Origin of the sequence: Rhodococcus jostii NBRC 16295, assembly GCF_001894825.1 — a bacterium.
Taxonomy (GTDB): Bacteria; Actinomycetota; Actinomycetes; order Mycobacteriales; family Mycobacteriaceae; genus Rhodococcus_F; species Rhodococcus_F jostii.
The window spans coordinates 25303-39117 of the sequence record NZ_BCWY01000049.1 but is presented as its reverse complement, the minus strand read 5'-3'; the positions used below and the strand labels follow the sequence as shown (position 1 = coordinate 39117).

Here is a 13815-nt window from a genome sequence, read left to right as displayed (position 1 = left end):
ATCGACCAGAGGAGACACCATGACCCGGACCACCACCGGCACGTTCCATCCTCTGGACCCTCTGGGAGCGGACGAATTCGCGCAGGCCGCAGCCGTCCTCGCCCGTGAACACGGCGTCGGGGACGGCTGGCGGTTCGCGTCGATCGAACTCGCCGAGCCGACCAAGGCGGAGGTGGTGGCCTTCGACGCGTCGGGCACCGTCCCGGACCGCCGGGCGATCGTCGTGTGCTTCGACCGCCGCAAGAACGAAACCTACAAGGCGCTCGTCTCGCTCACCGGAGACAACGTCGTCTCCTGGCAGCACATCCCGGACGTCCAGGCCAACTTCACGGTGGACGAATGGGAAGAGGCGGACGCCTTCCTGCGCGGGCACCCGGACGTCATCGCGGCGCTGGCGAAGCGCGGCGTCACGGACATGAGCCGGGTGTTCATGGACGTGTGGACGTACGGCGACGCGGTGACCCCGGAGAAGTACAAGGGCCGCCGGCTCGGCTGGTCGGACACCTGGGTCCGGGCGGCCGAGGGCGCGAATCCGTACGCGGGCCCGGTCAACGGTCTCCACTGCGTCATCGACGTGAACAGCATGGAACTGCTCGAGATCGAGGACACGTTCAGCGTCGAACGTCCCGAGGTCATGGGCGAGTACGTGCCCCGGCACATCCCCGAGCGGATCCGGAACTCCAGCACCCGGGCCCCGTTGAAGCCCCTGGACATCGTCCAGTCGGAGGGGCCGTCGTTCACCCTCGACGGCAACAAACTCGAATGGCAGAACTGGTCGCTGCGCGTGGGGTTCAACTACCGCGAGGGCATGACCCTGCACGCGGTGACCTACAACGATCACGGCCGGGTTCGGTCGATCGCGAACCGGATGTCGTTCGCGGAGATGGCCGTGCCGTACCGCGACACCAGTACCGACCACTACCGGCGCACCGCCTTCGACATCGGCGAGTGGGGCATCGGTTTCATGACCACCTCGCTCACCCTGGGTTGCGATTGCCTCGGCGAGATCCGGTACCTCGACGCCGTCCTCCACGACAGCAAGGGCGAGCCGTACACGATCGAGAACGCGATCTGCATCCACGAGGAGGACAACGCCGTCCTCTGGAAGCACGTCGACCACGACGCGGGCACCGAGGTGCGCCGCATGCGGCGGCTGACGGTGTCGACGCACGTGACGGTCGCCAACTACGAGTATCTCGTCTACTGGCGGTTCTACCAGGACGGCAACATCGAGTGCGAGGTCCGCGCCACCGGCATCATGGTGGTCAGCCACTTCCCCGAAGGCGGTGAGCATCCGAGCGGCACGCTGGTCGACAACCGCACGTACGCGCCGTTCCACCAGCACTTCCTGATCGCCCGGCTCGATCTCGACGTCGACGGCACCGAGAACACGGTGTACGCGACCGAGACCGAGATGGTGCCGATGGGGCCGGACAACCCGCTGGGTCTGGCGTTGCGCCAGAAGAACACTCCGCTTCGCACCGAACTCGAAGGCAGGCAGGACTTCGACTGGCAGAGCCAGCGCGCCTGGAAGGTCGTCAACGACAACACGACCACCGGACTCGGCACCGCCCCCGCCTACAAGCTCGTTCCCGGCGGCGCGATCCCGTCGATGTTCGACCCGGCGTCGCCGATCTTCCAGCGCACCGGCGCGATCGGGCACACCGTCTGGGTGACCCCCAACTCCCCCGACGAACGCTGGCCTGCAGGGGAATTCGTGAACCAGAGCAAGGACGATCACGGACTTCCCGAGTGGACCGCGGCCGACCGGCCGATCGAGAACACCGACGTGGTGCTCTGGTACACATTCGGGATCCACCACATTCCCCGGCCGGAGGACTGGCCGATCATGCCTGCCGACACCGTGTCGTTCTGGCTGAAACCGGTCGGATTCTTCGACCGCAACCCCGCCCTCGACGTCGCCCCCACCCCGGAGGCGTGCGATCACCACCATTCCCACCACGAGGACTCCGATGACTGATTTCGAACGGCTCCGTGCCACCCTGCCCACCGGTCTGTGGATCGACGGCGCCCAGACCGACCCGATCGACGGCGGCACCTTCCCGGTCTACGACCCCGCCACGGGGACCCTCATCGCCGACGTCGCCGATGCCGGTGGCAAGGACGCGATGCGCGCACTCGACTCCGCCGCCGCCGTCCAGGAGGAATGGGCCGCCACCGCGCCGAGGCAGCGGTCGATCATCCTGCGGTCCGCGTGGGAGAAGGTCATCGAGCGCACCGACGACCTCGCGCTGCTGATGACGATGGAGATGGGCAAGGCCTTGCCGGAGAGCCGCGGCGAGGTGAACTACGGCGCCGAGTTCCTGCGCTGGTTCAGCGAGGAAGCCGTCCGCATCCAGGGCCGCTACACCACGTCACCGTCGGGCAGCGGCCGGATCATGGTCACCAAGGTCCCGGTCGGACCCACCCTGGCCGTCACCCCGTGGAACTTCCCGCTCGCGATGGGCACCCGCAAGATCGGTCCCGCGCTCGCCGCCGGCTGCACGATCATCGTCAAGCCCGCCGAGGACACCCCGCTCACCATGCTGCTGCTCGCCGAGATCTTCGCCGAGGCCGGCCTGCCCGCCGGTGTGCTGTCGGTGCTGCCCGCGTCGAACGCCGCCGCCGTCACCGAACCGCTGCTCGCGGACCCACGCCTGCGGAAGGTGACGTTCACCGGATCCACCCGGGTCGGCAAGATCCTCATCGAGCAGTCCGCCCAGCAGGTTCTGCGCACCTCGATGGAACTCGGTGGCAACGCACCGTTCGTCGTCTTCGACGACGCCGACATCGACGCCGCGGTCGAGGGCGCGATGGCAGCGAAGATGCGCAACGGCGGCGAGGCCTGCACCGCCGCCAACCGCCTGATCGTCGCGAACTCGGTGCGCGAGGAATTCACCACCAAGCTCACCGAGCGGATCGCCGCACTCCGGGTCGGACCGGGCAGCGAGGACGGCACCAACGTCGGCCCCCTCGTCAACGAGAAGCAGCGCCGCAACGTGGCGTCCCTCGTCGACGACGCCGTCGCCGCGGGCGCCCGGGTCCGCACCGGCGGCACGTCCGTCGACGGTCCCGGCTACTTCTTCCAGCCCACCGTCCTCGACGAGGTGCCCGCGAACGCGCGCATCGTCCGCGAGGAAATCTTCGGACCCGTCGCCGCGATCACCGGATTCGACACCGAGGCCGAGGGCGTCGCCGCCGCCAACGACACCGAATACGGCCTCGCCGCATACATCTACACACAGAACGTCGACCGGGCGTTCCGCGTCGCCGACAAGCTCGAGAGCGGCATGGTCGGCGTCAACCGCGGCGTCATCTCCGACGTCGCCGCACCGTTCGGTGGAGTCAAGCAGTCCGGCCTCGGCAGCGAGGGCGGCACCGAAGGCATCGAGGAGTACCTCGAGACCAAGTACGTCGGCTTCGCGTAAACCGCCCGCCCCGAGACAGATCGGAACCGTCACCATGCGTTTGGTCGTTGGATATCTCGCCACCCCCAGTGGGGAGGACGGTCTGGCCCTCGGGGCGCAGCTCGCCCGCAGTCTCGGTGCACAGCTCGACATCTGCATGGTTCTCCCGCCGGACCGGACGGTCCCGGCGAGAGTTCCGGCAGAGACCGGCTACGACGACGTCCTCGCCTCCCGCGCCCAGCGCTGGCTGGACGACGCGAAGTCGTCGGTGCCGAGTGACATCGACGTGGAAGTGCACCTCAGCTTCCACGAATCGTTCGCGCAGGGCCTCATCGACGAGGTGTCTCGGCTGGGCGCGCAGGCGATCGTCGTCGGCGCCGCAGGGGACGGCCTGCTGGGGCGGCACTCCGTCGGATCGGTGTCGACGGAACTGCTGCACTCCGCGCACGTCCCGCTGGCCCTCGCACCCCGCGGGTCGCGGCACTCCACCGCGAAGAAGATCCGCGAGGTGACCTGCGCGCTCGGGACCCGGACGGGGGCGGACGTACTGCTGCGAACCGCCGTGCGGACGTGCGAGCGGATGCAGACCCCACTCCGCCTCGTCTCCCTCGTCGCCCTCGACCCGCAGAACGACCTCCGCGATCATCGCGACACCCCCGACGATGTGCGCGACCGCGCCGTCGCCCACGCGCAGACCACCCTCGACACCGCGAAGTCCGCTCTCCCGGAGGATTTTCCGATCTCGGTGCTCATCGCCGACGGATCCACCGTGGAATCGGCGGTCCGCAAGCTCGAGTGGCAGGACGGCGACCTCATCATGGTCGGCTCCAGCCGACTCGCCCAACCACATCGACTGTTCCTGGGATCCACCGCGGCCAAGATGCTCCGCGTCCTGCCGGTGCCCATGGTGGTCGTCCCCAAGCAGGAGTTCGAAAACAGTGAGTAAACCGTCCGCGACACCCGCCCCGGATCCACGATCGTCCCCGACCGGAGGTTCAGACATGACGAACAACGAAGGCGCGCCGGCGTCGGCCGACGTTGCCGTGAGCTCCAAGGGGCTGGCCACCGGCGCGGTCGGGACCTTCTCCGGGGCGATCCTCGGGATCTCCTCCGTGGCACCGGGTTACACGCTGACGGCCAGCATCGGGCTGATCGTCGCGGCGGTCGGATTGAAGATGCCCGCCATCTTCATCGCCGGCTTCATTCCCATGTTCCTCACGGCGTACGCCTACCGTGAGCTCAACTCCGAATCACCCGACTGCGGTGCGTCGTTCACCTGGTCGACGAAGGCGTTCGGTCCGTACGTCGGCTGGATGTGCGGCTGGGGCATGGTGATCGCCACGATCATCGTGCTCTCGAACCTCGCGGCGATCGCCGTCCAGTTCTTCTATCTGTTCATCGCGAAACTCTTCGACGCCCCGAGCATCGCGGATCTGCCGGGCAACAAATTCGTGAACGTCGGGACGACGCTCGTGTTCATCGCCCTGGCCACCTGGATCGCCAGTCGCGGCATCACCACCAGCGAGCGCCTGCAGGTCGCGCTCGTCGGCTTCCAGATGGTGCTGCTCATCGCGTTCGCGGTGGTGGCACTGGTTCACGTCGGCAACGGGTCCGCCCCCGCCGGGCTCTCGTTCGACCTGAGCTGGTTCAACCCGTTCACGGGACTGGCCGTCGGCGCATTCGTGATCGGCCTGACCGGCTCGATCTTCGCGTTCTGGGGCTGGGACACCTGCCTGACGCTGGGCGAGGAGTCGAAGAACCCGAAGAAGACCCCCGGTCGCGCCGGACTCCTGTGCGTGCTGACGATCCTGCTGACCTACCTGCTCGTGTCGGTCGCGGCGATGATGTACGCCGGCGTCGGCGAGGACGGTCTCGGCCTCGGTAACCCGGACAACTCCGAGAACGTCTTCGGCGCCCTCGCGGATCCGGTCCTCGGGAACTGGGGCGGCATGCTGCTGTTCCTCGCGGTGTTCGTCTCCTCGGTCGCGAGCCTGCAGACCACGTTCCTCCCCGCGGCGCGCACCATGCTCGCGATGGGCGCGTACGGCGCCTTTCCGAAGAAGCTCGCCGAGGTGTCTCCGCGATTCCTGGTGCCGTCCTACGCCACCGTCGTCGCCGGCGTCGTCACCGCGGTGTTCTACACCGTCGTCACGTTCCTGTCCGAGCGCACGCTGCTCGACACCATCGCCGCGCTGGGCATCATGATCTGCTGGTACTACGGCATCACCGCATTCGCCTGCGTGTGGTACTTCCGGGGCCGGCTGTTCACGAGTGTCCGCAACGCCGTCTTCCGGTTCGTGTTCCCGCTGCTCGGCGGACTCATGCTGCTCGCCGTGTTCGTCATCTCGATCGACGAGAGCATGGACCCGGAGAACGCGAGCGGTGCGTCGATCGGCGGCATCGGACTCGTCTTCTTCCTCGGCTTCGGCATCCTCCTGCTCGGCGCCGTGCTGATGCTGGTCATGCGATTCCGCAGTCCCGCGTTCTTCGAGGGCAAGACCCTCAACCGCGACACGTCCGCGCTGCGGGACGAGGGCGATCTCACGGCTCGATCGGAGCCTGCGCCACCAAGCCCGCGATAAGCGTCCGCAGCCCGAACTCGAATGCTGCATCCGCCCGTCCGGGGTTCGGCCCGGACGTGGCCAGGGCGGCCCGCATGGACTCGTTCGCCTCCGGGGCGGTCGCCCAGACCACCTCGGGTGCGGCGAGGTCCAGCGCCGACCCCAGCACGAAGCTGTCGACCGTCGTGATCGCGTGGAGAATCTCCTCGGGCGTGAAGCCGCCGTCCGAGAACGCCTGCGCCAGAGCGTTGTACAGCGCGAATGCCACACCGGACTGCACTGTGTGCGCGGTGAACAGAGGAATCAGCCGAGGATGCTCGGCGTAGTTGCGCCGATACTCGCGCGCCAGGCCGGCCACCGTCTCGCTCCACTTGCCGTCGGGGTCCGCCACCACGATGCCCGCCATCACACGCGCACGCATCAGTTCGATGATCTCCGCCCTCCCGGACACATGGTTGTACAGCGAGGAGGGCCGTACCTTCAGCCGTTCGGCGAGGCCCGGCATCGTGAAATCACCGGTGAGGTCCACCATGCGAATGGCAGCTTCGGTGATGATCTCCGGCGACAGCAGTCGCTGTGATGGCCGTGGCATGGGTGCCCTCCTGGTCGGTGTGCGTCACCGGCGACCGGGGTCGATACCGAAGGAATCGAAATCGTCACGCCCCACCCCTTGATCGCCGGGCATTCACCCACCATACTTAACGAATCCAATTCGTTTTAGGCGCTCGCCGAACCGAACATCCGAGGAACCACAATGTTGACGATTACCGCACTCACCCCTCCCGAGTCCCTGTCGCGGACCCGAGAGACGGGACGCACCCCGCTCCGCGTCGGACTCGTCCAGCACCGCTGGCACGAGAACGAGCAGGATCTGCGGACCGAACTCGACGAGGGCATCGCCGAAGCCGCTCACCTCGGGGCGCGCGTGGTGTTCCTTCCCGAGCTCACCCTGAGCCGATATCCCGCGTTCGTCGAAGGCGGTGACAACCCCGGCCGCCAGGCCGAGGACCTCCTCACCGGCCCCACGTTCACGTTCGCCGCCAAGGCGGCCGCAGAACACGGTGTCCTCGTCCACGCCTCGCTGTACGAGCGGAACGACGCCGAGAACGGCGAACAGTACGAGGACGGACTCGGCTTCAACACCGCCATCCTCGTCGCGCCGTCCGGCGAACTGCTCGCGCACACCCGCAAGCTGCACATCCCCGTCACCGCCGGCTACTACGAGGACACCTACTTCCGGGGCGGTCCGGCCGAGAACCCGTACCCGGTGCACGAGGCACTGGGCGGTGTGAAGCTCGGACTGCCGACGTGCTGGGACGAATGGTTCCCCGAGGTCGCCCGCGCCTACTCGCTCGGCGGCGCCGAAATCCTGGTGTACCCCACCGCGATCGGCTCGGAACCCGACCACCCGCAGTTCGACACCCAGCCGCTGTGGCAGCAGGTGATCGTCGGCAACGGCATCGCGAACGGCACGTTCATGGTGGTGCCCAACCGTCACGGCAACGAAGGCCTCATCAGCTTCTACGGCTCGTCGTTCATCTCCGACCCCTACGGCCGGATCCTCGCGCAGGCCCCGCGCGACGAGTCCGCCGTCCTCGTCGCGGATCTCGACCTCCAGCAGCGCGAGGACTGGCTGGCCCTGTTCCCGTTCCTGGCCACCCGCCGCCCCGACACCTACGGCGTCCTCACCGAGCCCGTCGACCACGCCTCCCCGTTCGGGAGGGCCTGATGACCTGGCGCATGCCCGCGGAAGGCGAACCGCACGAACGCACCTGGATGGCGTACCCCAGTGAGGGCTACTCCCTGGGCGACACCCCCGAGGAGCACCACGAGGCCCGCACCACGTGGGCCGAGGTGGCGCACGCGGTGGCGCGGTTCGAACCCGTCACCGTCGTCGTCGATCCCGGTCAGGTGCCGGCGGCCCGGGAGTACCTCTCCGCCGACATCGACATCCTCGAGGCGCCGCTGAACGACGCCTGGATGCGCGACATCGGACCCACGTTCGTGCTGTCCGAGGACGGACGGCTCGGCGGCGTCGACTGGATCTTCAACGGCTGGGGCGGCCAGGACTGGGCGCAGTGGGACAAGGACTCGAAGATCGGCGCGCTCGTCGTCGAACGGTCGGGGGCCGCCCTCGTCGACTCGCCGCTCGTCAACGAGGGCGGTGGCATCCAGGTCGACGGCCTCGGCACCGTGCTGGTGACCGAGACCGTGCAACTCGACGCCGGACGCAACCCGGGACTGTCCAAAGCCGACGTCGAGGCCGAACTCGCCCGCACGATCGGTGCCACCAAGGTCATCTGGCTGCCGCGCGGACTGACCCGGGACCAGGACACGTACGGCACGCGCGGGCACGTCGACATCGTGGCCGCCATCCCGTCGCCGGGTGTCGTCCTGGTGCACGATCAGCGCAACCCCGAACATCCCGACTTCGAGGTCAGCAAGGCCGTCATCGACGTGCTGAAGCAGACCACGGACGCCCGCGGTGAGTCGTGGGAGATCATCACCGTCCCCGCGCCGCAGGTTCTGCGCGACGAGGAGGGCTTCGTCGACTACAGCTACATCAACCATTTCGTCGTCAACGGCGGCGTCATCGCGTGCAGTTTCGACGATCCCGCGGACGAGGAGGCGGTCGCGATCCTGTCGGCGGCCTACCCCGGACGCACGGTCGTGTCGGTCGACGCCCGCCCGCTCTTCGCGCGCGGCGGCGGCATCCACTGCATCACCCAGCACCAGCCCGCCGTGCGCTGACGCCCCTGTGAGTACTTGTTAACCGCCCGTGGTTAACAAGTACTCACAGGGGCGGAGCCGCACCTAGCGGCGACGACGCATGTAGTCGCTCACGACCGCGGCACCGAGACCGTCCAGACCGGGCGCGACGACGCGTCCGCCCACGCGCTCGGCCATCCGGTCCACCACCCGCGCGAGACCGGGATCCTCGCCGAGCCGGAAGAACGTGACGTGGGCGCCGAGCCGGGCGAGGGTGTCGAGTTCCCGGACCGTCAGACCGAGGGTCCGGGCGCTCGGCGGGTAGTCGAAATACGCGAAACCGTCCGGCTCGAGGTGGGCGGTCGGCTCGCCGTCGGTCACGATCAGGACCACTGGTTGTGCGTTGGGGTGCCGGCGCAGATGCCGGGCCGCCAGCAACAGCGCGTGGTGCAGGTTGGTGCCCTGGTCCCAGGCGCCGTCCAATCCGGCCAGCTCCGATGGCGTCAGCACCTGCGCGTGCCGCCCGAACGAGATGAGCTGCAGTTCGTCACTGCGGAACCGGGTGCTCACCAAGTGGTTCAGGGCGAGAGCGGTGCGTTTCATCGGTACCCACCGGCCCTCCATCACCATCGAGAACGACGTGTCGACCAGCAACGCGACCGCCGCCTGCGACCGCTGCTCGGTCTCCATCACCTCCACGTCCGAGACGGACAACCGGACCGGGACGCGACCACGCTCACCGGGGTCGGACGCCGCCCGCAGCACGGCGTTGGTGATGGTGCGCGTGACGTCCCAGGGTTCGGTGTCGCCGAACGCCCACTCTCGGGACGCCCCGGTCGGCTCCCCCATCGACCCGGCGCGGCGCGTCTCCCGTTGCCCGCCACGCGAAGACAATTGCTGAGCCACGTCCCGAAGAGCCGTCTGCCCGAGTTGGCGCATCGCCTTGGGCGAAAGGCGCCACTGGCCGTCCGCCCCGCGGTCGAAGAAGCCCTGGTCGCGCAGGGCCTTCTCGAGCTCGGCCAGCGTCTTCGCGTCCGCGGCGGCCTCGTTGCCCAGCTGACGGGCCAGCGCCTCGGCGTCGATGTCGTCGAGTTGCGCACCCGCGTACTGCTGCGACAGCTGCTCCGCGAGCGACTCGAGTTCCGCGATGTCCTGCAACGCCCCGGTGCCCTCGCCCAGGCCCATGCCGTCGTCGCCGCGGAACCGCTGCGCGCCCTGCCAGTCCTCGCCCGGCCGCGCCGCCTGCAGGTGCTGGTCGAGCCGGTCCAGCTGTCCGATCAGCGACGGGTCGCCGAACGCCTGCTGTGCCAGCGCATCCAGTTCGTCGCGCTGCTCCTGCGACAGCGAGTTCCGCAGACGCTGGGCCGCCGCCGCCCGCTGCGCCAGCGAGTCGAGGAGTTCCTCGACGTTGCGCGGGTTCTCGGGGAAGTACTCCCCGTGCTTGTCCATGAATTCGTCGAACTGCTCCTGCGTGTCCTCACCGCGGGAGTGCTTGTCCAGCAGGTCGTTGAGGTCCTCGAGCATCTCGCGGATCGCCTGCCGGTCTGCCTCGGTCGCACCCTCGAGGGCCTGCTTCATGCCGGCGAACCGCTGGTCCAGCATTTCGCGGCCCAGCAGGTCCCGGATCTTCTCGTAGTCCTCGCGCGCCTGCGAACTGCGCCAGTCGTAGTCGGCGAGTTCCTGGACGGCCTGCGCCGTGGACGGGGACAGCTCCTCGAGGCGCATCTCCGAGAAGCGGGCATCGTCGTCGAGCGCGCGGGCCAGCGTCTTCCGTTCCTCGAGCACCGCGCGGTCGAGGAGTTCCCGGACCTCTTCGAGGGTTCCGTTCAGGTTGTTCCGCTTCAGCAGTTCACGACGCCGCCGATTGGCTTCGGCCGCAAGCTCGTCCAGGCCGCGCATGTCCCGGTTGCCGCGCCGGAGCATCTCGCGCAGCGCCTGTCGCGGCGAGCTGCCCGCGAACACGTCGTCGCCGATCGCGGCCAAGGCCTCACGCAGGTCCACCGGCGGCGCCAGCGGATCACCGCCCTCGTACGGCCCGTACCGCGCGTTGTGCGATCCGCGCTCCGCCTTGCGGGACATTACGAATACACCGTCTGCCCGTTGATGTCCGGGTTCTTCGAGATCCGCCGCGCCAGGTACAGCCCTTCGAGGGCGAACTCGGCGGCGGCGGCGCGCTCGCCGTCGGATTCGGCGCCGAGCCGCTCGGCCAGCACGTCGAGGACCTCGAGTTCGGGCAGCTCGTTCAGCAGCGCCTTCGCCGTGATCCGCTCACCGGTCACCACCGGGTCGCCCTGCTCGACGGCTTCCACGAGTTCCGCCAGGTCGATGCCACCGAGCCGGGTGCGGACCGTGTCGGCCGTGGCCCGGCGCAGCAGGTGCTCGAGGACCTCGATTTCACGCCCCTCCTCACCGGATTCGAATTCCACCTTGCCGCGCAGGACGTCGACGACGGTCTCGAGGTCCACCGGTCGCGCGACCGGGTCGGCCTCACCGAGCACCGCGCCGCGATGCACCGCCGCGGCGCTGACGGTTTCGGCGCCGGCCACCGCGAAACGGGCGGACACACCCGACCGCTGATCGACCGACGTCGATTCGCGGAGCAGGCGGGTGAACCGGGCCAGGATCTCGAGGAGGTACTCCGGGACCTCGGCGGTGAGGTGCGCTTCCTGGAGGATGACGGCGACCTCGTCGTCGAGCCGGGTCGGGTAGTGCGTCCGGATCTCGGCACCGAACCGGTCCTTCAGCGGCGTGATGATGCGACCGCGGTTCGTGTAATCCTCCGGGTTCGCGCTGGCCACCATCAGTACGTCCAGGGGAAGCCGGAGGGTGTATCCGCGGACCTGGATGTCGCGTTCCTCCATCACGTTGAGCAGCGACACCTGGATGCGTTCGGCGAGGTCGGGCAGCTCGTTGATGGCGACGATGCCCCGGTGCGCGCGGGGAACGAGGCCGAAGTGGATGGTTTCCGGGTCGCCGAGACTGCGGCCCTCGGCGACCTTGACGGGGTCCACATCGCCGACGAGGTCCGCCACCGACGTGTCGGGCGTCGCGAGCTTCTCCGAGTACCGCTCGCTGCGGTGCCGCCAGGCGACGGGCAGGCTGTCGCCCAGTTCCTGCGCCCGGCGGATCGACGCCGGGGTGATGGGCTCATAGGGATGCTCCCCGAGTTCGGAACCGGCGATCACCGGGGTCCATTCGTCGAGGAGCAGATTGAGGGTGCGGAGGAGGCGCGTTTTACCCTGACCACGTTCGCCGAGCAACACCACGTCGTGCCCCGCGATGAGTGCCCGTTCGAGCTGTGGTGACACCGTCTCCTCGAAACCGACGATGCCGGGCCACGGATCACGACCGTCGCGTAGGGCCGCGAGCAGGTTCTCGCGGATCTCTTCCTTGACGGTGCGTTGAACGTGGCCCGACTCGCGGAGCTCGCCGACGGTGGAAGGTCTGTGTTCCGATGACGTCACCACTCCAAGCTACGAGGGTTCGAGCGAATCGGCACGCGGTTAATACGCGCCGGCCCGCCCGGGTCAGTCCTCGCGGCGCAGCGGGAGCAGTTCGCGGACCTTCCGGTCGCGCAGATACAGGCCCGCCCAGACCACGATGCCGACGTACACCGCGAACAGAACGGTGCTGAACAACGGCTTCTCGACGCGCCAGTTGGTGAGTACCGCCCCACCGAGGTATCCGGTGAGCAGCACCGCACCCAGCGGGGCCGTTCGAGGCACCAGATAGAGCGCCGTGCAGATCAGCAGCACGATCCCGATCGGGACGATGATGTGCGCGGGAAGCCCCAGTTCGACGGCCGAATCCTCTACCGGTCCGAGCTTCAGGATCTTGCCGACGGCGTCGAAGAGGAGGAAGGCGCCGACGAGGCCGCTGAGGACCCAGCCCACCTTGCGCGCGGTTCCCGACTGCGCCGCGACGGGAGTGACCGTGGCGCTCACGACTCGTGTCCCTGTGCCGCTGCGGGATCCATCCACATGACTTCCCAGAGGTGACCGTCCGGGTCCTGGAAGCTGCGGCCGTACATGAATCCCTCGTCCATCGGTTCGTTGGAGAACGATCCGCCCGCCGCGAGCGCCTTGTCGGCCAGGACGTCGACGGCCTCGCGGCTCTCCGCGGAGATGCAGAGGATGGATTCGGTGGTCGTGCCGGCGTCCGCGATGGCCTTCTTGGTGAAGGTGGAGAAGAACTTCTCCGTCAGCAGCATGACGTGAATGTGCTCGCTGATCACGATCGACGACGCATTCTCGTCCGAGAACTGGGGGTTCCGCTGGTAGCCGAGCGCCTCGTAGAAGGCCGTCGACGTGCCGAGGTCCTTCACGGGGAGGTTCACGAAGATCATGGTGGGCATCGAATTCTCTTTCCGTCGGTGAAGTGGAGCCGATTCGGGTGAGGAGCCGTGCGACCTCGAGATCAGATCACGTACCAATGTTGCAAAAAGAAACCTATTGATGTCAATAGGCAACTTCGGTCTATAGTTGAAACATGGCAAGGCAGGCATACGGGCAGTTCTGCGGACTCGCGCACGCCCTGGACATCGTGGGACAACGCTGGGCAATGCTCATCGTCCGGGATCTCCTGGTCGGACCGCGGCGATATACGGATCTCAAGCAGGGATTGCCGGGCATCCCGTCCAACATTCTCTCGGCCCGCCTGAAGGAACTCGAGGAAGCCGACGTGATCGCGCGGCGCGCCCTGCCCCGGCCGTCGAACGCCGTCGTCTACGAACTCACCGACTACGGCAACGCCCTGGAGGACGCCGTGAAGTCGCTGGGGCGGTGGGGTGCGCGCACTCTCGGCGAACCCGACCCGGACGACGTCGTGACCGTCGACTCGATGGTGATGGCCCTGCGGTCGACGTTCCACCCCGACGCCGCGCGGGACCTCACCCTCGCCTACGAATTGCGCCTCGGGCCGATCGTGCTGTCCGCCCACATCGAGCGCGGCGAACTCGAGGTCGTCGAGGGCGCGGCCGAGCGGCCCGATCTCGTGATCGAGACCGGGCCGGCGGTGAAGGCAGTGATGGCGCGCGAGATCACGCCGGAGGACGCCATCGCCCTCGGCAACGTGACCGTCACCGGCGATCCGGCACTACTCGCCACGTTCGCCGACATCTTCAGCATCCCCTGACGTTC

At 68.1% G+C, this 13815-nt stretch carries 12 protein-coding genes; 7 read left to right on the top strand and 5 right to left on the bottom strand.

Translation table 11 applies throughout. The features are described 5' to 3' along the window. The first annotated feature begins 19 nt into the window (after window positions 1-19). From RJ1_RS27675 to RJ1_RS27660, 4 genes are read left to right on the top strand one after another with little or no spacing between them, the layout of a single operon-like run. On the top strand, window positions 20-1981 hold the full coding sequence (locus RJ1_RS27675) for a primary-amine oxidase (protein ID WP_073365726.1): 1962 nt from the start codon (window positions 20-22) through the stop codon (window positions 1979-1981). Next, a complete protein-coding gene (locus tag RJ1_RS27670) occupies window positions 1974-3428 on the top strand; it encodes an NAD-dependent succinate-semialdehyde dehydrogenase (protein ID WP_073365725.1) in 1455 nt (484 codons plus the stop codon). Before RJ1_RS27675 ends, RJ1_RS27670 begins: the two co-directional genes overlap by 8 nt. Window positions 3429-3462: 34 nt before the next feature. Continuing rightward, a complete protein-coding gene (locus tag RJ1_RS27665; protein WP_073365724.1) occupies window positions 3463-4353 on the top strand; it encodes a universal stress protein in 891 nt (296 codons plus the stop codon). A 55-nt stretch (window positions 4354-4408) separates the two neighbouring features. Next, complete coding sequence (locus RJ1_RS27660; protein ID WP_073365723.1) at window positions 4409-5989, top strand: APC family permease; 1581 nt, start codon at window positions 4409-4411, stop codon at window positions 5987-5989. Here RJ1_RS27660 and RJ1_RS27655 read toward each other — a convergent pair. Continuing rightward, a complete protein-coding gene (locus RJ1_RS27655; protein ID WP_073365722.1) occupies window positions 5949-6560 on the bottom strand; it encodes a TetR/AcrR family transcriptional regulator in 612 nt (203 codons plus the stop codon). The two genes, RJ1_RS27660 and RJ1_RS27655, sit on opposite strands and share 41 nt — an antisense overlap. Window positions 6561-6722: 162 nt before the next feature. Between RJ1_RS27655 and RJ1_RS27650 the strand changes: the two genes are divergently transcribed. Together RJ1_RS27650 and RJ1_RS27645 are read left to right on the top strand one after the other, a co-directional pair. After that, window positions 6723-7697, top strand: coding sequence for a nitrilase-related carbon-nitrogen hydrolase (locus RJ1_RS27650; RefSeq protein ID WP_073365721.1), 975 nt, complete (start codon window positions 6723-6725; stop codon window positions 7695-7697). After that, window positions 7697-8719, top strand: a complete 1023-nt coding sequence (locus RJ1_RS27645) for an agmatine deiminase family protein (RefSeq protein WP_073365720.1) — start codon at window positions 7697-7699, stop codon at window positions 8717-8719. Before RJ1_RS27650 ends, RJ1_RS27645 begins: the two co-directional genes overlap by 1 nt. 63 nt (window positions 8720-8782) lie before the next feature. Here RJ1_RS27645 and RJ1_RS27640 read toward each other — a convergent pair whose 3' ends face one another. The 4 genes from RJ1_RS27640 to RJ1_RS27625 form a co-directional block, all read right to left on the bottom strand. Next, window positions 8783-10756, bottom strand: a complete 1974-nt coding sequence (locus RJ1_RS27640) for a vWA domain-containing protein (protein WP_073365719.1) — start codon at window positions 10754-10756, stop codon at window positions 8783-8785. Continuing rightward, window positions 10756-12141, bottom strand: a complete 1386-nt coding sequence (locus tag RJ1_RS27635) for an ATP-binding protein (protein WP_073365755.1) — start codon at window positions 12139-12141, stop codon at window positions 10756-10758. The genes RJ1_RS27640 and RJ1_RS27635 overlap by 1 nt, the downstream gene beginning before the upstream one ends. Before the next feature lie 63 nt (window positions 12142-12204). Then, complete coding sequence (locus RJ1_RS27630; RefSeq protein ID WP_073365718.1) at window positions 12205-12621, bottom strand: DoxX family protein; 417 nt, start codon at window positions 12619-12621, stop codon at window positions 12205-12207. Next, window positions 12618-13031: a VOC family protein gene (locus tag RJ1_RS27625; RefSeq protein WP_073365717.1), complete on the bottom strand. Its 414-nt coding sequence runs from the start codon at window positions 13029-13031 to the stop codon at window positions 12618-12620. Before RJ1_RS27625 ends, RJ1_RS27630 begins: the two co-directional genes overlap by 4 nt. A gap of 134 nt (window positions 13032-13165) precedes the next feature. On the opposite strand from RJ1_RS27625, the gene RJ1_RS27620 reads away from it, so the two are divergent. Then, window positions 13166-13810, top strand: a complete 645-nt coding sequence (locus RJ1_RS27620) for a winged helix-turn-helix transcriptional regulator (protein WP_073365716.1) — start codon at window positions 13166-13168, stop codon at window positions 13808-13810. The last annotated feature ends 5 nt before the right edge of the window (window positions 13811-13815 follow it).